The sequence below is a fragment of the Xanthomonas sp. WHRI 1810A genome, assembly GCF_040202885.1.
Classification (GTDB): Bacteria; Pseudomonadota; Gammaproteobacteria; order Pseudomonadales; family Pseudomonadaceae; genus Aquipseudomonas.
In genome coordinates this window covers 49,433-69,738 of record NZ_JBEGED010000005.1, presented here as the reverse complement: position 1 = coordinate 69,738, position 20,306 = coordinate 49,433, and the positions used below count along the sequence as shown (strand labels likewise).

General features: G+C 59.8%; 19 protein-coding genes. 11 read left to right on the top strand and 8 right to left on the bottom strand.

Translation table 11 applies throughout. The features are described 5' to 3' along the window. The first annotated feature begins 197 nt into the window (after positions 1–197). The 3 genes from ABQX22_RS09630 (at position 198) to ABQX22_RS09620 (ending at position 4,621) form a co-directional block, all read left to right on the top strand. A complete protein-coding gene (locus ABQX22_RS09630; RefSeq protein ID WP_349798852.1) occupies positions 198–2,897 on the top strand; it encodes a hypothetical protein in 2,700 nt (899 codons plus the stop codon). Beyond that, positions 2,894–3,403, top strand: coding sequence for a hypothetical protein (locus ABQX22_RS09625; protein ID WP_349798850.1), 510 nt, complete (start codon positions 2,894–2,896; stop codon positions 3,401–3,403). The genes ABQX22_RS09630 and ABQX22_RS09625 overlap by 4 nt, the downstream gene beginning before the upstream one ends. A gap of 117 nt (positions 3,404–3,520) precedes the next feature. Beyond that, the gene (locus ABQX22_RS09620; RefSeq protein WP_349798848.1) at positions 3,521–4,621 is read left to right on the top strand and encodes a hypothetical protein; all 1,101 of its coding nucleotides are present in this window, start codon (positions 3,521–3,523) and stop codon (positions 4,619–4,621) included. 123 nt (positions 4,622–4,744) lie between these two features. Here the strand turns inward: ABQX22_RS09620 and ABQX22_RS09615 are convergent, their stop codons facing one another. The 6 genes from ABQX22_RS09615 to ABQX22_RS09590 form a co-directional block, all read right to left on the bottom strand. Further along, entirely contained in the window at positions 4,745–5,464 is a 720-nt protein-coding gene (locus ABQX22_RS09615) for an SDR family oxidoreductase (protein WP_349798846.1), read from the bottom strand. A gap of 5 nt (positions 5,465–5,469) precedes the next feature. Beyond that, entirely contained in the window at positions 5,470–6,036 is a 567-nt protein-coding gene (locus ABQX22_RS09610; RefSeq protein ID WP_349798844.1) for a hypothetical protein, read from the bottom strand. Position 6,037: 1 nt separating this feature from the next. Further along, positions 6,038–7,018, bottom strand: a complete 981-nt coding sequence (locus tag ABQX22_RS09605; RefSeq protein ID WP_349798842.1) for a sugar-binding transcriptional regulator — start codon at positions 7,016–7,018, stop codon at positions 6,038–6,040. 37 nt (positions 7,019–7,055) lie between these two features. Continuing rightward, positions 7,056–7,919 (bottom strand): carbohydrate ABC transporter permease, encoded by an 864-nt coding sequence (locus tag ABQX22_RS09600; protein ID WP_349798840.1) that lies wholly within the window; start codon positions 7,917–7,919, stop codon positions 7,056–7,058. Position 7,920: 1 nt separating this feature from the next. Beyond that, complete coding sequence (locus ABQX22_RS09595) at positions 7,921–8,826, bottom strand: carbohydrate ABC transporter permease (RefSeq protein WP_349798838.1); 906 nt, start codon at positions 8,824–8,826, stop codon at positions 7,921–7,923. A gap of 136 nt (positions 8,827–8,962) precedes the next feature. Continuing rightward, positions 8,963–10,318 (bottom strand): ABC transporter substrate-binding protein, encoded by a 1,356-nt coding sequence (locus tag ABQX22_RS09590; RefSeq protein WP_349798836.1) that lies wholly within the window; start codon positions 10,316–10,318, stop codon positions 8,963–8,965. Positions 10,319–10,657: 339 nt separating this feature from the next. On the opposite strand from ABQX22_RS09590, the gene ABQX22_RS09585 reads away from it, so the two are divergent. The 4 genes from ABQX22_RS09585 (at position 10,658) to ABQX22_RS09570 (ending at position 15,769) form a co-directional block, all read left to right on the top strand. Further along, entirely contained in the window at positions 10,658–11,788 is a 1,131-nt protein-coding gene (locus ABQX22_RS09585) for an ABC transporter ATP-binding protein (RefSeq protein ID WP_349798834.1), read from the top strand. Positions 11,789–11,985: 197 nt separating this feature from the next. Continuing rightward, positions 11,986–14,184: a TonB-dependent receptor gene (locus ABQX22_RS09580; RefSeq protein ID WP_349798832.1), complete on the top strand. Its 2,199-nt coding sequence runs from the start codon at positions 11,986–11,988 to the stop codon at positions 14,182–14,184. A 256-nt stretch (positions 14,185–14,440) separates the two neighbouring features. Next, positions 14,441–15,280 (top strand): glutathione-dependent disulfide-bond oxidoreductase, encoded by an 840-nt coding sequence (gene yghU, locus ABQX22_RS09575; protein ID WP_349798830.1) that lies wholly within the window; start codon positions 14,441–14,443, stop codon positions 15,278–15,280. Between the two features lie 108 nt (positions 15,281–15,388). After that, positions 15,389–15,769 (top strand): RidA family protein, encoded by a 381-nt coding sequence (locus ABQX22_RS09570; protein ID WP_349798828.1) that lies wholly within the window; start codon positions 15,389–15,391, stop codon positions 15,767–15,769. A gap of 65 nt (positions 15,770–15,834) precedes the next feature. On the opposite strand, the gene ABQX22_RS09565 is transcribed toward ABQX22_RS09570, so the two are convergent. Both ABQX22_RS09565 and ABQX22_RS09560 read right to left on the bottom strand, forming a co-directional pair. Further along, positions 15,835–16,059: a DUF6555 family protein gene (locus ABQX22_RS09565; RefSeq protein WP_349798826.1), complete on the bottom strand. Its 225-nt coding sequence runs from the start codon at positions 16,057–16,059 to the stop codon at positions 15,835–15,837. A gap of 174 nt (positions 16,060–16,233) precedes the next feature. Beyond that, positions 16,234–16,881: a helix-turn-helix domain-containing protein gene (locus ABQX22_RS09560; RefSeq protein WP_349798824.1), complete on the bottom strand. Its 648-nt coding sequence runs from the start codon at positions 16,879–16,881 to the stop codon at positions 16,234–16,236. A gap of 256 nt (positions 16,882–17,137) precedes the next feature. Between ABQX22_RS09560 and ABQX22_RS09555 the strand changes: the two genes are divergently transcribed. The 4 genes from ABQX22_RS09555 to ABQX22_RS09540 are packed head-to-tail and all read left to right on the top strand — an operon-like array spanning position 17,138 to position 20,276. Further along, entirely contained in the window at positions 17,138–18,106 is a 969-nt protein-coding gene (locus ABQX22_RS09555) for a substrate-binding periplasmic protein (RefSeq protein WP_349798822.1), read from the top strand. 45 nt (positions 18,107–18,151) lie between these two features. Further along, positions 18,152–18,949 (top strand): amino acid ABC transporter ATP-binding protein, encoded by a 798-nt coding sequence (locus tag ABQX22_RS09550; RefSeq protein ID WP_349798820.1) that lies wholly within the window; start codon positions 18,152–18,154, stop codon positions 18,947–18,949. A gap of 3 nt (positions 18,950–18,952) precedes the next feature. Beyond that, positions 18,953–19,627, top strand: a complete 675-nt coding sequence (locus ABQX22_RS09545) for an amino acid ABC transporter permease (protein WP_349798818.1) — start codon at positions 18,953–18,955, stop codon at positions 19,625–19,627. A 1-nt stretch (position 19,628) separates the two neighbouring features. Beyond that, entirely contained in the window at positions 19,629–20,276 is a 648-nt protein-coding gene (locus tag ABQX22_RS09540; protein ID WP_349798817.1) for an amino acid ABC transporter permease, read from the top strand. Positions 20,277–20,306: the final 30 nt, after the last annotated feature.

Genomic DNA, 20,306 nt, shown 5'->3' with positions numbered 1-20,306 from the left:
TGTCGTTGGGCAGACCAGACTGGCGCCTGCGGTCCATGTAGGACTGATCTCTTAACTTCCTCAGACCGTTCTTGATCGTCTTTTCGCCATGGAATTTCGGCCGGTGCACGCTTATTTTTCTCTGCGAAAACGAGCACCGCATTGTTCCGCTCGTGAGCCGTTTGGGGCCGGTGTGCGTCCCTCGCAGGAGCGAATTGATGATGTTGAAGTGGTTAAAAAACGAATTGTTTGGCGGTGGCGAAACCGAACGGCAGCAACGTCGGCAAGCGCGTATGCCGATACTGCCGACCCCTGACGGGCGTCCGGTTCCTTTGCCTATAGCTGCCGAACCGCAGGCTGACACTCTGCCGCCGGTCAAGCGCTGGAGCCATCCGTTCCGCGACAAAAACCACCCGCTCCATCAACTGACCCACCTGGCCAAGGCTGCCGCCGGTTATTACCCGCTGGGCATCAGCGGCTTGTGGCACGGCGGTGTGCATTTCGATGGCGGCACGGCGGGGACTGTCGACCAGTCCAGCGTGCACTGTCTGGCGGATGGCGAGGTGGTCGCCTATCGCATCGACCAGCAGACGCCGACCACCGGCTTCTGGGTTCACACGTTGCCCGTGAACAAACCCTTCTCCCGCAGCTTTGTATTGGTCCGCCACCGGCTGCAGCCGCCGAAGATCGAAGGCAGCCCGGACACTCCGCCAAGCTTGACGTTTTACAGCCTGTACATGCACCTGCAGGACTGGGCTGCTTATCAGGACGACGCGAAGGTGGCGCGTCCCTTATTTTGGCCAGAGGGCGCAACCCGTCAGGTCGGGGAGTCGGCCAACGATGCCAATCCCAAAAAGCTCAAAGAGCGCGGCCTGAACATCCGAAACCAGGCCAAAAATGGCGCGGTGATCGGGTTCCTGCCCCATGGTGCGCAGGTCGCTGTCAGCGGGGCTGGGGATTTCCGCAAACTGGAAAACACCCAAGGTCCGGAAACGCTGCAAAACTCTGATGGCTCGCTGAAAGGTTATGTCGCGGCCAGTTTTCTGCAGCCCATTGCAGACGGCCAATACCGCGTCGTGACGCAGAAAGGCCCGCTTAACGTCCGCGCCGAAGGTCGCCGTGAGAGTCAATCCATCGGCCAGTTGCACAGCGGCACCGAAGTGACCGTCAGCGGCGACGGCGAATACCGCAAGCTGGAGCGCATAAACCAATACGTGCATTTCGCTTCGCTGCAAGGCGCGCGCGAGCCCGAGGCGGATCGAGTGGTCGTGCTCGAAAAGCCGATTGCCGTCAAGGCAGGCGATCTGATCGGCCACATCGGCTGGTATCAGGACAGCGCCGTCGAACACCCCGAACAGCGTCTACATCTGGAAGTCTTCAGCCCCGAAGTGGTGGACAGCTTCATCGAAGCCAGCCGCGCCTGGGCACAGCGTCTGCCCCCGAGCAGCAAGACCTGGCTCAAGCTGGCCAAAGGCACCCCCGTCATCGCGCATCAGGACCGTTTCAACGCCCAACAGCCTCCAAGCCTGAAAGCGCCAAACACACCCAGCGCCGGTGAGGCGTTGCTGCCGAAAACCCTGCTCGATGGCCTGCCCGCCGACAAGAAAATCAAAGTCTGCGCCACAGACGGAAACAACGCCTGCACTTGGTACCGGGTCGACGGCGTGCTGCACGACGCCGAAAACAACCTGCTCAACGGCTGGGTCTGCGAAGACAGTGCCACCACTTGGGTGAGCCCCTGGTCGTGGGAAAACCACGAGGTCATCTACAACTGGGACGGGCCCCGCACCATGCTGGCCTCCTTCCGCCGCGCCACCGGCCAGATGAACGAAGCCGAGCTGCAACGCTTTGGATCAACGGCCGATCTGGGCGATACAGGCCCGTTGAAAACCCGCCTGCACGACCTCATCGACCGCAACGGCGACGGCGTCATCACCGCCAAAGAACTGCAAGCCGCCCTCAGCCTGCCGGCCCTCGCCCAATCGATTTCGCAACTGATCATCTACGCCGAAAGCGAGTGGAAATACACACCGTACAAATGGGACGGACTGGATGAACTGGTCGGCTACAGCAACTCGACGCCGCTGCGCAACTGGCTGGCGGAAAAGGAACGGGTTCAGCAGATCTGCTGGTGGGATGAGGTCGCCGGAAAACTCGGGTTGCCGGAGGATGGGAAGGTATACCACCTTCATCCGGTGGGGTTGGTGGGGTGTTTTACAGCGTCGGATCCTTTGGCTCTAACTTCGGAACAGCTGAAACAGATTTTTCCGAGGGCAGCCCACGCTGATATCGACAGTGTTTTGAACGAAATAAATGATCGACTATTTGAGTTCAAATTGGATACCAGGCTCAGGCAGCGTCATTTTTTTGCTCAGATCAAGGGAGAAGTTGGGGACGCTATGAAGGGAGTCACCGAAAGCTGGGAATACTCCCCGGCTGCATTGCAATCTTTCAGTTCTTATTATCTTTCTCGTCCCGTCGAAGCGGCGAGTGATGGCTACTTGAAAGACAGCAAGGGAAATTTCATCCGTCGATCAAATCAGCAAGCAATTGGACGAAAACACTTTCAGAGACTGAACGGCAATAGAGCATCACACCCAGATGACGGTTTTAATTTCCGAGGGCGCGGGCTCATTCAAATCACGGGCTATGAAAAATATTCTGGATATAAGCGTGATTACAATAAATATTGGAAAGGGGAACAACCAAATACAGTGGATTTCCCAGAGCTAATTAACGAGATGCCCACGGCGATCAGAAGTGCGATCTGGTTTTGGATTGAGTTTAAGGTCTATGCCTCTGTGAAAGAAGGTGGAGCGCTCGATGTCGAAAGGGTCACGAAAAAGGTAAATGGAGGAAAGATGGGCCTTGAAGAGCGAACGGCGGCATACGAAGTTTGTGAGAAGGTATTAATATGAACAAGACGTGGTTATCAGCGTTTTTTTGTCTATTCCTGAGTATGAACGTCGCCGCGCAAGTATCGAAAACTACCTTGTGCCAACAAGAAGAAATTATGATTGCATCATGCCAAATAGATGAAAATCTGAAGAGGATATTATCTATTTGCTCCAGCGGCGATAGAAAGAGTATTGCATACCGGTTTGGAACTGAATCGAAAATTGAAATGGAAGTCGATTTTTCAAGACATAGGCGAGTGAGTCGATGGGATGACAGTTGGACACACACAATTCATTTTGGATTCAGAAATGGAGAATACGGCTATATTTTCGGTGTTCCACAAGAAACCTACGGAGCCAAGGCATTTTTAGATGTGACGAAAGGCGATACCCTGATTAAAAGTAGCCAGTGCTTGGAGAACTCTTTTGGAGAGAAAGCATTGCTCAGCGAGGCCATTGTCGAAATACCAGATGCCGCAGTCAGAGGCAGTGGATTCATATTTCCTCCGAAGCTCGATCAAAAATAGATATTTAGCGTCGGCGGTGCGTCAGATGAGCGCAGTCTGCAGCGCTCGCAGATAGCAGCCACACAAATATGATGTGAAAAAAATACACTCAAAACTACATGCCTGGGTGTTTGCAACATGCATCAGCTCATTTTCGCAGCGTTAATGATTTTTATGTTTGAAACCGCCAATGCCGACAGTCGCGCGTGTAGCGAAGTGGACCTGGAACAGGCGCACGAGGCTATGAGATTTAATCAGGCAACCCTATGCTTTTTATTTACACCTATAAGTGCCAGTGCGGAGAATTCGCTATCAGCTGACCCCTTTGGGATATCACTCTATGTATTGGGTGACCGCGGGGCGCCGACAATTGTTCATGAGCTACCCGACGCAGGTACAGCTGGAAAAATACAAGAAGCCTTTCTCATGCCTGGCAATGGAACGCGTGATGACAAACTGATCGTTATTCAAAGCATGGAGGCACCATCGTCATTGGATGCTAGCGGCGATATCTATGCTGTTAGCGTATTTAGTCTGCAAGATGGGAACTTGCTGCATGACTATAAAGCGTCACGCTATTTCGACATGGGTGCAGATATGGAAAACGGCCACGAGTTACGTGCATTTATATACCCTTATAAAACTCGAGCGCAGATAGAAAATGCTTGGCGCTCCCGAGCATTTCAAGCGATACATGCTTCGTCTTCAATCGATGGCGCGATAAAGAAGAAAACATTTTTGTATGATGGTGATGCGGAACCCATTTTGCAGGCTACAGGCAAAAGCTATCTAATAAAAGGGGATGTGGTGAAGGTAAGAGATTCTGTGGCGGGCTGGTGTAAGGCCAGCTATAACACTGGAAAACGCGCGTTGATCAAGTGGGTAGATTGTTCTTCTATCAAGTTTTTGGAAGAAAAACATGGATATGCGGCATGCATTGACGGAGCCGGTGGAGTTCATGTAGAAATGACGACCTGCATACGCGACGAGATAGATAGGATAAATATAATTATTGAAAATCATCTGACTACTGCAGGGCAGGAGCAATCTATAAAAGAACTTTGGGAGGCGCTCAGCGAAAGCACAAAGATTTGGTTTAATTCCATGAATGCCAGTTGTAATATTTATCAAGTGATGGGCGGCCAAAGAGCGGAACTGCTTAATAAGATATGTATTCTGGAAGAGGTGAAGTTTCGTGAAAGCTTCATTAAGTCCATATTGATTGAGGCTCAGATCTGATTTGGAGCGCTGAAAGCCTTGGCTAGCACGTAGCCGGGAAGCAGCTTCGCAGCCTCGCACGGGCTCGTCAGCTCCTACAGGAACGGTGTTCGATGTCCTTGGTTTGGAGCGCAAAACACGACCTCACCCCACACTAAACCCCCCATCCAGCGTCAGCGTTATCCCGTTGATCATCGCTGCATCATCGCTCAACAGAAATGCGATGGCGGCGGCGACGTCGGTGGGTTGGGCGAAGCGGCCGAGGGGGATGCGCGCGAGCAGGGGGGCGGATTTGGTGGGGTCGCGCCAGGCTTTGTCGGCCATGGCCGTGAGGGTGACGATGGGGTTCAGGCTGTTGACGCGGATGCCGTGGGGGCCGAGTTCCAGGGCCATGACCTGGGTGATGGCGTCAAGTGCTGCTTTGGAGGCGCAGTAGGCGAGGTGGTCACGGGTGGCGACTTTGGCGGCGAGGCTGGAGACGTTGACGATGGACCCTGGCTGGCCACGTCGGACGAGATCCTGCGCGACCAGTTGCGCCACCAGCAAGGGCGCGCGGGTGTTGATCGCCAGGGTTCGGTCGAAGGTCTCCAGCGTCGTGTCGAGTACGGGCTCCAGTTCGACGATGCCGGCGCAGTTGACCAGCAGGTCGATGGGCAGCATCGACGTCACCGCTGCCCGGGTCGCCTCGTCATCCGCCAGATCCACCACCAGTGGATAGGCGCTGTAGCTGAGGTCGGCGGCGCTGCGGCCAAGGGCGATGACGTCAGCGCCGAAGCGCGCCAACAGCTGCGCGGTCTCGCGGCCGATGCCTTTGCCTGCACCGGTGACCAGCACCCGTTTGCCGCTGAAATCATGCACGGCCATCGATATCACTCCAGATTGGTGTGCCGGGCGCGCATGGCCTCGGCGCTGATGCCCAGATGCTCGCGCAGACGCAGCAGCAGGATTTCGAACATCACATACTGCGCGCCTTCGAACGCGCTGCCCATGGACAACACGGTGCTGGCGCTGGGGCCGGTGTCGTTGAGCATGGTCTGGGCCGGCAAGGTCAGGACCAGGTCGGCAAAGATCGCCGCCGCGCCGTCCGGCTGCGCGGTGATGACGGCGACGCGGGTGCCCGCCGCGCGGGCGGTGTGGATCAACGCCGACACGGTGGAGAAATCCCCTGGCCCTGCGCTGGTGATGAACAGATCGCCCGCAGCCAGCGGCGGGGTGGTCATGTCGCCCACCGGGTGCGCGTCCAGGCCCGCGTGAAACAGGCGCATGGTCAGCGCGCGCAGCATCAGGCCTTCACGGCCTACCCCGTACAACGCGATCCTTCGCGCGTCGAGCATGGCCTGCACCAGCGCGGCCACCTGGCCCTCGTCCACGCGTTCAAAAGTGGCGGCTATCTCGGCACAGGCCAGCTGTGCCAGTTGAGCGACAGAAGAAGGCATTTCAGATCCCTCGATCAGAGAGTTGCTGGGCGGTGGCCTCATCGATCACCAGTTCGTGTACGAAATTGCGCAGCAGCACGGCGCGAATGATGTCGGTCTTATAGGGCCCGCCGGAGACCAGCACCACTTTCTTGATGCGCTTGAGGTCTTCCAGTGCCAGGGAAATGGCCCGGTGGTTCAACGGGTGATTGACCTCGACGCCGTCCTGATCGAGCCATCGGCCAAGTAAATCGCCCACAGCGCCCGCGGCCCTGAGGCCTTGACGGTCCGCGGGGCTGACCATCCCCAGTTCAAAGATCAGCGAACGTTCGGTCAGGTCGCCAACGGTGACCAAGGCCAGGTCGGCTTTTTTGGCCCTGTCGAGGACGTCCTGCGCGGCGGCTTCGGCCAGGATCATGTCGCGGTATTGGGCGGACGGCGCATAGATCGGCGCCGCCAGGTAGTAATAAGCGCCGCCGAACAGGCTGGCGAAACTGGAGGCGATCTCCACGGTGTTGTTCGCCGAGCCGTAATGCATGCCGCCCAGCAGTGACACCACCGTCATGCCGTGCAGCGTACGGCTCTGGGTTTCCAGCACCGCCTGGCGCAAGGTGCGGCCCCAACCGACGGCCACGGTGCAGCCGTCGAACAGTTGCTCGTGGATGGTCGGAGCGACGCCGACCCCCAGCACCCGGAAAATCATCCGCGGGTCATCCGGGGTGGGCACCACGGTCACGCGGTTCAGGCCGAACAACGCTTGCAGGCCGTGTTCGAGTTCGATGCAGGAGGTCAGTTTTGAGTTGATGCGGATCTGCACGATCCCGGTTTCGCGGCTGCTGGCCAGTGCTTTGTTGACGCGCAGCCGGGTGATGTTCAGCCGGTCGGCGATCTGCTGCTGGGTCATGCTGTTGACGTAGTAATACCAGGCGATACGCACCGTCAACTGGTGCTCGGCACCCAGCCGGTCGGCATCAGGTTCAAGCGCTGGAGGAGGGTCTTGCACGGCCGTTTTCCCTTTGCATTCATCGAGTGTCGGACGCTCATTTCACAGCGCCCATGGTCAGTCCTTGTACCAAATGCTTTGAAACCATCAGCGCGAAGATGATCACCGGAAACACAATCAGCGTCCCGGTGGCCATGATCTCGCCCCAGGGCAAGTCATAACCGCTCATGAAACTGGTCGCCGTCACCGGCGCGGTGCGGGCGACGTTTCGCGTCAGTACCAGCGCGTACAGCAACTCGTTCCACGAGAAGATGAATGAGAAGATGGCCGACACCGCGACCCCCGGCATCGCCAGCGGCAGGGCGATGCGCCAGAAAATGGTGAAGCGCGAGGCCCCGGACAAGCGCGCCGCCTCATCAAGGTCCTTGGGCACGCCGCGAAACTGGTCGGTGCAGATCCACACCACAATGGGCAGGTTGAAGGTCAGGTACACCAGGATCAGTACCAGCCGCGTGTCGATCAGGCCGAGAGTGCGCGCCATCAGGAATATCGGCAGCGCGACCACAATCGGGCTGAGCATGCGGTTGGTGATGAACCAGAACCACAAGTCTTCCTTGCCTCTGAACTCGAAGCGCGCCAGCGCATAGGCCGCCGGGGTGCCGAGCCCCACCGCCAATGCCGTGGTGGACGCCGCGACGATCAGCGAGTTGGCCAGGCTGGACAGCACGTCGCGGTTGAACAGCACCTGCACGTAATTATCCAGGTGCGGCGTGAACAGCCAGATCGGCGGCGAGGCCAGGGCTTCGGCCTGGGTCTTCATGCTGGTGGCCACCATCCAGTAGAACGGAAACACCGCAAACAGAAAGATCGCCAGCAGCCCTACCAGGTGCCAGGCGTTGACCCGTCGGCGTGGCTTGGCCAGGGCGGGGGTGGGCGCGGAAATCACGCTGGGGTTGGCCATGTCAGATTTCCTTGTAGACGAATTTGATGTACAGCCTCGCCAGCACGATGGTCAGGATCAGCAGCAGAATCGCCTGGGCCGAGGCCACGCCCTGATCGAACACCCGAAAACCGATGCGCTGGATGTACACGCTGACGAATTCGGTGGCGGCGCCCGGCCCGCCGCGGGTCATGGTGAACACGGTGTCGAACATCTTGAGGATGTCAGCGGTGCGCAGGATGAGGATTACGGTGACGCTGGGCAGCAAAAACGGCAGCTGCACATGACGGATGATTTGCCAGCGGCTGCGGGTTTCCAGGCGCGCGGCTTCTTCGATTTCGGTGGGCACCATGGTCAGCCCGGCGAGCAGTACCAGGGCGCAGAAGGGCGTCCATTGCCAGACATCCATCAGCGCCACGGCGATGAACGCGTTGGTGGTTTCTCCCAGCCATTCCACCGGGCCGGCGTTGACCAGCGCCAACAGCGCATTGGCCACGCCGAAGTCTCGGTTGAAAATCAGCCGGCCAATCAGCCCCGCCACGGCAGGTGCGGTGGCCAGGGGGATCACCAGGCTCATGCGCGCCAGCAGTTTGAAGCCGGACAGCCCGGGCTTGTGCAGCATCAGCGCGATGATCAGCCCCAGGGCCAATTGGATCGGCACCACGCTGGCCAGAAACACAAAGGTGCGGCCCAACGAGGCCCAGAACGACGGATCGTTGAACACGCTGATGTAGTTACCCAGACCAATGAACGGCGTCGGGTCGCGGGGGCGCGCCAAGTTGTACTGGCGGAATGAATTGACCAGCGCAAACACGGTGGGGAATATCCCGATCAACGCCAGCGCCACCGTGGCCGGTGCCAGAAAGGCGAAGGCGACCCGGGCGTTGTTCCACAGGGTGGGGAAGACCTTTTTGTTGGGGGTGGGCATGGTGGTCGGACGCTCCTGCATACGGCGGGCTCGGCTTTTGTAGGAGCGCGCTTGCCCGCGATGGGGTTGTGTCAGGCGATCAGGCGGTCGCAGGTACACCCTTATCGCGGGCAAGCGCGCTCCTACAGTGGCTCGGTTACTTCAGCAGCTTGGCCTTGCCGTCGTAATACCCGGCCTTGTTCAGGATGTCTTCCATCTTGCTGCCAATGGTCTTGGCCCCGGCCTCGACGCTGGTCTTGCCGAGCATGATGGCGGTGCCGTTTTCGCCGACCACTTCGGAAATTTCCGGCCACTGCGGGAAGCGTGGGCGGTAGTCAGGCACGCCGCCTTCCCACGAGGCGACCATGGGCTGAACGAAGGGGTATTTCTTCTGCACGTCCGGGTCTTTGTAGACTGAAGTCCGGCCACTCACGCCGCCCGCGTCCAGGTAGGTCTTGGCCATGGCTTCGGAGGTGACCCACTGGATGAACAGCCATGCGGCGGCTTTTTTCTCGTCCGTGGCACTGGCGTTCACGCCAAGCGAGAAGCCGCCCAGTGCCGGTTTCAGCCCGGCCGGGCCCTTGGGTTCGGTGGCGACGGCCAGACAGTCGGTGATTTTCGATTTCTTCGGATCGGCCAGGGTGCTGTAGAACGCCGACCACTCGGTGATCATCGCCACATTGCCCTGGGCCAGCGCGTTGACGGCTTCGTTGTGGTCATAGTCGACGATGCCGGGCGGCATGAACTTCATCAGGTCTTGTCGGAATTGCAGCCCGGCCTGGGATTCCTTGGCATTGAGATTGGATTTGAACTCGGCATTGAGCAGCGAACCGCCGAATGGCCACAGGAAACGCATGAAACTGTCCGCCGATTGGGTTTCGCCGCGCCGGGACTGCAGGGCGTAGGCGTATTTGCCCTTGGCCGCATCGGTGAGCTTGGGCGCGTAGGTCTTGAGCAACTCGTCCCACGTGGCGGGGGGCTTGTCGAACCCGGCGTCCTTGAGCATGCATTTGTTGTAAAACAGCAGGCCCGAGTAGTTATCAAACGGCAGGCCGTAAACCTGTTTGTCCCACGTGCCGAACGACTCCAGCAGGATCGGGAAGAAGCCGTCCAGCTTGAGGTCCGGGTCGGCCAGTTTTTTGTCGTCGGTGAAGGTCGAGATCGGTTCCAGCCAGCCGTTGCCCGCGAACTCGCCAATCCAGACCACGTCAGTCAGCACCACGTCCTGCTCTTCACCGGAGGTGAACGTCAGCACTTGGCGCTCGCGGCTGTTTTCGTAAGGGATGGTTTCGTAACTGACCTTGATGCCGGTCCTCTTTTCGAAGTCCGGAAGCATTTTGATGGCGGCGGCGTAACCGGGGCGATCAAGGAAAATGGCTTTGATCGTCGTGCCTTTGTACGGCGCTGCCGCTTCCTCCAGCGTCCACGCCTGCGCAGCGCCCGAGGTCAGGATTGTCCCCGCGCCAACGGCCACCGACAGGGCAAGCGCGTTCCATACCAGCTTCTTTTTCATACGTGACCTCATTGTTTTTGTTAGCGAGGAGTACGTCGTCGGCACGTCAGGCGCGCCTTTTCTCTACAAACATAGCCGTAAACCACGACCCGGCAAGATCAGCGGTTCATGGTGGGTTGTGAAGTCCATTTCCGGAAAACACGCAGCGCTATGAGCCAGGCGGAATCTGACTGGCTGCTACCGCGCCTTGACATTTGTAAACGGTGAATTACAAATGATCGTAGAGCGAAAACGCTGACTGTCAAGCGTCACATGTCCTACTGTATTTGTACTCGCTACCCACATTCGGCACACCCCCGTGGCGCCGGAATGCACAACAATAATCAAGGGGAAACGGTTTTGACTGAGCTCAGATTGACCGGCGTCGAAAAGGCGTATGGCGACATCAAGGTCCTGCATGACATTCAGCTGGAGATCGAGAGCCGCGAGTTCGTGGTGTTCGTCGGGCCGTCGGGCTGCGGCAAGTCCACGCTGCTGCGCTCCATCGCCGGGCTGGAAAGCATCACCCAGGGGCAAATCATCATCGGCACGCGGGACGTGACGTACCTGGAACCTGCCGATCGCGGCGTGGCCATGGTGTTTCAGTCCTACGCGCTGTACCCGCACATGTCGGTCTACGACAACATCGCCTTTGGCCTGAAGATGCAGAAGCTGCCCAAGGCGGACATCGACGCCAAGGTGCTCAACGCCGCGCGGATTCTGCAACTGGAGCCCTTGCTCGATCGCAAGCCCAAGGCCCTGTCCGGCGGGCAGCGCCAGCGGGTGGCGATCGGTCGCGCCATCGTCCATGAGCCGGAAGTGTTTCTGTTCGACGAGCCGCTCTCCAACCTCGACGCCTCGCTGCGGGTGCAGATGCGCATCGAGATCGCCAAACTGCACGCGGACCTGCAGGCCACTATGATTTACGTGACCCACGATCAGGTCGAAGCCATGACCCTGGCCGACAAGATCGTGGTGCTCAAAAAAGGTCGGATCGAGCAGGTGGGTTCGCCACTGGAGCTGTACCACCACCCGCAGAACCGCTTTGTCGCCGGGTTTATCGGTTCGCCGCAGATGGGTTTCCTGCCGGTTCAGGCCGAGGCGGTCGGTGCCGACGGCGTGCAAGTCAGCCTGCCCGGGGGTGAGCGGCTGTGGGTCCCGGTGCAGTCCGCCGGTATCGCGGTCGGCACGCCGCTGACCTTGGGCCTGCGCCCGGAACATTTGTCGGAGCTGGGCCAGGGCGAGGCGCACATTCACGCCGAGGCGCTGGTGGTGGAGCACTTGGGCGGCGAAACCTTCACCCATGCGCGCACGGCCGAGGGGCATGCGGTGATGGTCAAGGGTGAGGGCCATTCCCAGGTCAAGGCGGGGCAGACGCTGGCCATTGGGGTGTCCGGCGCGCGCTGTCATTTGTTCGACGAGCACGGCTCGGCGTTGCGCCACCTCACGCACTACAGCGCCACTGCGATCCCGGCGCAGGCGGCGGGCTGATTTCTGCACCCCTTCTCCCCAGGCCTGCATGTCTAGCGTCGGCCTGTCTCCCTTGATTCGCTCGTGAAATAAATGTGAAAAATGTGTTATCGCCTGATAACAATTTGCAATCACGACTGCTAATATTTCCCGCTTATCAATGAATCGCATCGCCAGGGAGGCGCTCACCTATTTATGTTCGCCTAGGAACTCGCCCCATGGTCTTCCCTTTCCCGTCACGCCCGACGTTGCTCGCCCTCTGCTGCTCCATCAGTTTCACGGCTCAGGCTGCTGCCCCGCTTGAACTGGGCGCCACCGATGTCAACGCCGATGCCGTCAAAGCCAATTCCAACACCTTGCCGGAAGCCTTCGCCGGCGGTCAGGTCGCACGGGGCGGGCAGATGGGTGTGCTGGGCAATCAGGACAACATGGACGTCCCGTTTGTGATGACCAGCTACACGTCAAAGCTGATTGAAGACCAGCAAGCGGAAGACGTCGGCGATGTACTTACGAATGACCCGTCGGTGCGACAGTCCTACGGTTTCGGCAACCAGGCGCAGGTGTTTGTAATTCGGGGCTTGCCACTGGCTGGCGACGATATTTCCTACAACGGCCTGTATGGCGTACTGCCGCGCCAGATCCTGTCCACGGACGCCATCGAGCGCGTGGAAGTCTTCAAGGGCCCGAACGCGTTCATCAACGGCGTCAGCCCGACGGGGACCGGGCTGGGCGGCAGCGTTAACCTGCAACCCAAGCGCGCCGGTGATATACCAACCCGCCGTTATACCCAAGACATCAGCACCGACGGCCGAATCGGCGAGCACCTGGACCTGGGCCAGCGCTTCGGCGAAGGCAATCGCTTCGGCGCACGGGTCAACCTGAGTCAGCGCGAAGGCGAAACCGCCGTCAATGACCAGGATCAGCGCAGCAAGCTGTTCGTGGCCGGGCTGGACTATCGCGGTGACGATTTCCGCGTCTCCACCGATTTCGGTTATCAGAAACAACGCGTCAACCACCTGCGCAACACCGTGCAATTGGGCAGTGCGACCAGCATCCCGACCGCTCCCGACGCTGACCATAACTACGGCCAGGACTGGACCTACACCGAAACCGAAGACACCTTCGGCATGATGCGCGGTGACTACGACCTCAATGACAGCTGGACCGCGTACCTGGCCGGTGGCGTCAAGCACACCCGGGAAACCGGCGTGTACGGCACCCCTGCGTTGGTCGGCAATAACGGGACCGCGACCATCAGCGGCTCGGAAATTCCGCACAACGAAGACAACACCAGTTTCGCTGCGGGCCTCAATGGTCGTTTCCAGACCGGTCCGATCAGCCATCAGATCGCGATCGGCGCCACGACCCTCTGGACCCAGCAGGAAAACGCCTACGAGTTCTACCGGCCTAATCCGGGCAACACCAACATCTACAACAGCAACAAGCTGGCCAAACCCACCGACGCTTACTTCACCGGCGGCGACATGGGCGATCCAGGCGTGACCGGCAAAACCCGCAACCGCAGCGTGGCGGTTTCCGACACTTTCGGCCTGTTTGACGACACCTTGCTGCTGACCTACGGCGTGCGTCGCCAGCAACTGCGCGTGGAAAACTACTTGTACGACGGCGGTTCTTTCAACGGTGTGGCCAACGCCGCCAACGATGGCAGCCGCAGCTCACTGTACGACGAAGCCATCACGACGCCGGTCTACGGCATCGTCTACAAGCCGATCGACATGGTCTCGCTGTACGCTAACCGCATCGAAGGTCTCGCCCAGGGCCCGGTCGCTTCGGGTACTGGCATCACCAACATCGGTGAAGCGTTCCCGCCGGGCCGCACCAAGCAGCTGGAAGCCGGTATCAAGCTGGACATGCAAACCTTCGGCGCCAACCTGGCGGTGTTCCGCATCGAGCGCCCGACCGATGGTTTCGTAGACACGACCCAAAACCTTTATGTGCGCGATGGCAAACAGGTCAACAAAGGCGTGGAGTTGAGCATCTTCGGCGAGCCGATCGAAGGGCTGCGCCTGATGGCCGGCGGTACCCGCATGACCTCGGAGTTGAAAGACACCTCAGGCGGCTTGAATGACGGCAACCACGCCATCGGCGTCCCCACCTTCCAGCTCAACGCCAGCGCGGATTGGGACATCCCGGGCCTGGAAGGCGCCGCACTCAGCGCCCGCATGCTGCGCACCGGTGGTCAGTACGCCGATCAGGCCAACAACCTCAGCCTGCCGACCTGGAACCGCTTCGATGCCGGCGCGCGTTACAAGCTCAAGCTGAGCGAGAAGGACCTGACCCTGCGCGTTAACGTCGAAAACATCACCGACAAAAACTACTGGGCCTCTGCCAACGGCGGTTACCTGACTCAGGGCGATCCTCGTCTGGTGAAGTTCTCCGGCACCATCGATTTCTAATCGAACGTCCGCCTGTTCACGGCGAAACCTGCACCTGACCTGCCGACACACTGTCGGCAGGTTCGCCTGAAAACCCTCGCAATCCCTACGCCGACCCCTGACATTTCATGCGCCGGACCTTCCGTTCGCCGCTGCCGGTGTTACCGTGGGCGCTGGTTGAACCGACGCCTTTGCCGGCCGGTCCCAACATCATCCTGGCATTGTCCTTTAGCTAGCGGTCCTCGTGACCGTATCGACCCACGTTGAGGTTCGTCCCATGAGCGAAGCACCGTATGTTCCCCCCAAGGTCTGGAAACACGAAGCGGAGTCCGGCGGCCATTTCGCCAGCATCAACCGCCCCACAGCCGGGCCGACCCATGACAAGACGCTGCCGGTGGGCAAGCACCCGCTGCAGCTCTACTCGCTGGCCACGCCCAACGGCGTGAAAGTCACCGTGATGCTCGAAGAGCTGCTGGCCCTGGGGCACACCGAAGCCGAATACGACGCCTGGCTGATCCGCATCAACGAAGGCGACCAGTTCTCCAGCGGCTTTGTCGCCGTCAATCCCAATTCCAAAATCCCTGCACTGATGGACCATAGCGTCGAGCCGGCCATCCGCGTGTTCGAGTCCGGTTCGATCCTGGTGTACCTGGCGGAAAAATTCGGCGCGTTGCTGCCCACCGACCCGGCCGGGCGCACGGAAACCTTGAATTGGCTGTTCTGGCAGATGGGTGCGGCGCCGTATCTGGGCGGCGGCTTCGGGCATTTCTACGCCTACGCCCCGGAGAAGCTGGAATACCCGATCAACCGTTTCACCATGGAAGCCAAGCGTCAGCTGGATGTGCTGGACCGTCGCCTCAGCGAAAGCACATACCTGGCCGGCGACAGCTACACCATCGCCGATATCGCGGTCTGGCCCTGGTACGGTCAGCTGGTGCGGGGCAATCTGTATTCGGCCGCCGAGTTCCTCGACGTGGGCCAGTACACCCACGTGCAACGCTGGGCCGAGACCATCGCCAACCGACCTGCAGTGCTTCGCGGTCAGCGTGTGAACCGCACATGGGGCGAAGAAGACAAGCAATTAGCGGAGCGGCATCAGGCCTCCGATCTGGACTGATGGCCTGGCTGCAAATCGTTGCAGCGCAGCGCCCCTCACGCGGCAGACGGAGCAATACGCCTGCCGTTGTCCGGCTCTATGATCAATCACGACTGGCTAGAGATTCTTATGGCACACGACGACATCACCTTCATCCCCGACCCTGATGCGGACTCCATCTCTTCTGACGTCGCCGGCTTCGGCGGCCTGCTGGTGTCCACTCAGGTGCCGACGCACGCCGACGGCAGCCTTGAACTGGGCAGCATCACGCGGCAGAGCGAGTGCACGTTGCAGGCACTCAAGCTGGCGCTGGAGAAAGCGGGCAGTTCAATGGATCGGGTGCTGCACCTGACCATCTACCTCACCGACATGGCCGATCGCGGCGCCTTCAATGAGGTTTACCAGCGGTTCTTCGCCAAACCGTGGCCGGTGCGTGCCGCCGTCGGCGTTGCAGCGCTGGCGGTGGAAGGGATGCGTGTGGAAGTCACAGCGATGGCGGCCAAGGGCTGACGCCATCCGTTGAAGCGGTTGACTTGGTCAGGCGGCGCAGGCGTTGAGCCTGCGCACAGTCCGGGTCAGGCAACGGTCCATTCGACGTTGGACAGCCCCAGATCCTGAGCTTTGGGCTTACTCAGTTTCGGGACTTTGTCCGATCGATATTTCGGGATCTGGCTGAAACCGGCGTCCACCGACGCCCAGTGCCAGGCTTCCGAATTGTCCATGTCCTGCGCGCTGATATAGAAGGTCTTGTAGCTGCCGTGCAGCAGATAATCGATTCTGAAATGTTTGTGTCCGGCCATCACCCGTGCTCCTGTTGCATTCATGTCTGCAAGAACAGAACGCACGGTCACAAAAAAATTCAGCGTTTTGCACTCAGCGGCACACACCTGTGGGTTCCGGCTGGCCGGTCGCCCACGTAAGTGAATGAGGAGGGAGTGTTTCCAGCATTGGCGCGGGCTTTGCTCATGCCCTGATCAGGTGCGGTATCGCGTGACCACGCTGAGAAAGCGCGCCGGTGTGGTCACCCCATAGTAGGCGTGGGGCATGGAGGCGTCGAAGTACACGCTGTCGCCCTGATTGAGTTGCAGCGGCGAATAATCCTGCATGAAGAACACAATGCTTCCCTCCAATACCAGTAGAAATTCCTCCCCCTCGTGGCCCTCCAGCTTGCGCAGGCCAGTGTCCGGTACCGCGTCGACGATGGTTGGCTCCATGCTTTTGGTCGCAAGGTCTGACCCCAGCCATTCATAGATCCCACGCGCCGTATTGTGGGTCACCCCGGAACCGGCCCGGGTAATTGCGCGGCAGCCTTTGGCGAATCGTTGTTCTTCCGGGCCGATCATGTCGGCCCAACGGATCTCCAGCGCCTCGCACAGCCGCGCCAGCACCGCATAGGTCGGGGAGATGAGGCCGTTTTCGATTCGGGAAATGGTCGAGATCGACACGTTCGATTGCTCGGCCAGCCTGGTCAGCGACCACTTAAGGCGCTTGCGCTGCATCGCAATCATCGGGCCAGGCTCATGCATGGGTGCCGGGGGCGGTTGCATGCCCTTGTTCAGCGCGCCGGGATCCTGATCAGCACCGTCCGGGGACGTGCCGTTTACGCGGGGTTGGTCACTCATGGGTTCAAAAAATCCGTGTTCAGGGGGCCGTGCCAAAGAAATACCAGCAGGCAGGGATTTTGCAGGTTCCCTTGTGAAACCTCAATTAAGAAAAATATTTGCATTTATGCAAAATAACGATAGAGTCGTTTTGCCGACACAAAACCAATAAGCCTCACCCCGCGTCACCTTTGCAGCCTGCCCAGCCTGTTGTTCGACGTTTGCCACCGCGTAGGTCGGGGCAAGCCAGTCAATCAATTCTTGTGGTAGGTGACTCATGACTTCAGATTCAAACCTCCTCGCCCGTGGCCTGTCCCGACGTTCGCTGCTCAAGGCTTCCGGCGTGGGTGCCGCAGCGTGTGTGGCCGCCGGCTTCATGGGCCGCATCCCCTCCAGCTTCGCCGCTGGCGCGCCGATCAAAACCATACGCCCCGGTTACCTGACAGCCGCCTGCATGGGCGACATGCCATTGGGCGCCGTGCGCGACGGCAAGCCGGTGGGCACCGATCTTGAAATGCTCAAGCTGATTGCCGACCGTCTGGAGCTCAAGCTCGACGTACTGCCCATGGGCTTTCCGGCGGTGATCGAGGCCGTGCGATCGGGCCGGGCTGACTGGTTCGGCGGCAATTTCGCCTGGAACCCGATGCGTTCGAAGATTCTGCTGCTGACCGATCCGCTGTTCTACACCGGCGCCTACATCATCATGCGTCAGAGCGAACCCTTCGCCAGCAGCATCACTGCCGACGACATGAAAGGCCGGACAATCGGCAGCAACACGGGTTATTCAGTGGTGCCCGACATGAAGAAAATCCCTGGCGTGAAGGAGGTCAAGCTGTACGACAACTCCGACGCCTGTGTGCGCGACGTGGTGGCCGGGCGCCTGGATTTTGCGGTGCTCGACGCGCCGACCATCGACTACATGATCCTGCAAAACCCGGACATGAAGCTCAAGCAGATCCCCATTGCCTTCGACGAGCGCTACCCGAGCCTGACCGGCAAGTTCGAAGCAATCTGGGGTGTCTACCCGCAGAACGTCGACCTGTTCGACGGTATCAATCAGGGCATCCGCTGGCTCAAGTCCACCAATCAGATCGCGCCGACCCTCGCTCGCTACGGGATCAGCAACCCGGACTATCTGGTCCCGATGCCGGTGGACCCGCGCCTGGGGGTGGACCGCGATGCGCAGGGCAATGTGTTGGGCCCCTTCAAACATCAACCGCGAGATTTCAGCCAGTCGTTCGGCTGATCGGGCGTCGCTGCCGCTTTCAACCACTCGCACAAGGGTTTCTTCATGTCGTACGCACCGTCTGAAACGGCTTGCACCGAGCCGCTGGTCAGGATCGAAAACCTGCACAAATCGTTCGGCCACATCGAGGTGCTCAAGGGCATCGACCTGACGGTGATGGCCGGGCAGAAGGTCTCGCTGATCGGCCCGAGCGGGTCAGGCAAGACCACCTTGCTGCGTTGCATCAATTACCTGGAGGAACCGTCGGCCGGTGACATTTATGTCGACAACCAGTTGATGGGGCATCGCGAGTCAGGCGGGCGGCGTGTGCCGTTGCGTGATGCCGAGCTGGCCCGATTGCGCGCCAGCATCGGCATGGTGTTCCAGCGCTTCAACCTGTTTGCCCACCTCACGGTGCTGCAAAACATCATGCTCGGGCCGCTCAAGGTCCAGGGCCGCCCGGCTGCCGAGGCCCAGGAAATGGCGCGTGCGCTGCTGGCCAAGGTCGGTTTGCACGGCAAGGAGCAGGCGTATCCGGATCAGCTGTCCGGCGGGCAGCAGCAGCGGGTGGCCATTGCGCGCGCGCTGGCCATGAAGCCCAAATTGATGCTGTTCGATGAAGCCACCTCGGCGCTGGACCCGGAATTGGTCGGAGAGGTGCTGGGGGTGATGCACCAACTGGCCGAGGAGGGCATGACCATGATCATCGTGACCCACGAAATGCGCTTCGCCGAACAGGTCTCCGATCAGGTCGTATTCATGGCCGAGGGCCGTGTGATCGAACAGGGCCCGCCGCGTCAGGTCTTTCGCGACAGCCAGGTGGAGCGCACCCGTGCGTTCATCCGTGCCGTCGAGGAGCGCTGATCAATGACGTTCATGAGCGAGCTGGAACACGCGGCCCGATTGTTTCCCTATTTCCTCAAGGTGCTGGGCCTGGGCGCGATGACCACAGTCGGCCTGACCCTGGCCTCGTTTGCGGTCGCGGTGCTGCTGGGCTTTGCGCTGGCGTTGATGCGCGTGTCCCGCAGCCTGTGGCTTCGCTCGATCGCGAGTCTGTACCTGGAGCTGTTTCGCAACGTACCGATCCTGACCCAGCTGTTCATTCTGTATTTCGGCCTGACCCACCTGGGGCTGACGCTACCGGCCACGGTCGCGGCCATCATCGGGTTCGGTCTCAACGGCGCGGCGATTCTGTGCGAGGTCTTTCGCTCCAGCATTAATAACGTCGACCGCGGTCAGGGCGAGGCCGCGTTTGCCATCGGCATGACCCGACGCATGACGATGCGCATCATCGTCTTGCCGCAAGCGATCAAGGTGGCGCTGCCGGGCATGGCCAACTTCGCCATCAGCCTGCTCAAGGACACCTCACTGGCCTCGGCCGCCGCCGTACCGGAACTTGCGTTCAAGGCGCGGATGCTGGTCAGCGAAACGTACCAGACCAACCTGATCTACCTCATGGTTGCGGTCATTTATCTGGTCCTCAGTCTGGTGCTCGCGCGGTTGGGCCACAAAGCCGAATCCCGCCTGAGAAGGAGCCACTGAGATGACCTATTTCGAACTGTGGCAAGCCTGTCGCGAAGAGCTGTTGAGCGCGGCGTGGGCCACCTTGCAACTGGCATTGGGCGCGTTGCTGATCGGCCTCGTCGTGGGGCTGCTGGTGGCGTTGCTGCGGATGAACCGCTCGCCGCGCATCCGGCGCCTGGCAACGATGTACGTCGAGCTGTTTCGCGGCACGCCGGCATTGGTGCAGCTATTCATTCTGTATTTTGGGCTGACCGCCATCGGCATTGAGTTCAGCTCGTTTCAGGCGGCCATGATCGGCCTGGGCCTGAATGCCTCGGCGTACCTGAGTGAAGTCTACCGAGCCGGTATCGAGGCCGTGCCCAAGGGCCAGTTCGAGGCCGCGCACACCATCGGCATGACCCGCTACAAGACCCTGCGCTGGGTGGTGCTGCCCCAGGCGATCCGCATCGTGCTGGCGCCCATCGGCAACGTGGCGATTTCGCTGCTCAAGGACACGTCAGTGGCCTCGCTGATCGCGACGCCTGATCTGATGCTGCGTGCCCAGGACCTCAGCTCTGTGTATTTCATGCCCCTTGAAACCTACCTGATCGTGGGCGCGATGTACTTCGTGCTGTGTTTCCCGCTGTCCCTCGCTGTGCGGATGCTGGAGCGCAAAACCTCCAGATGATCCACCCCTTGCAAGTCTCAACCTCAACAG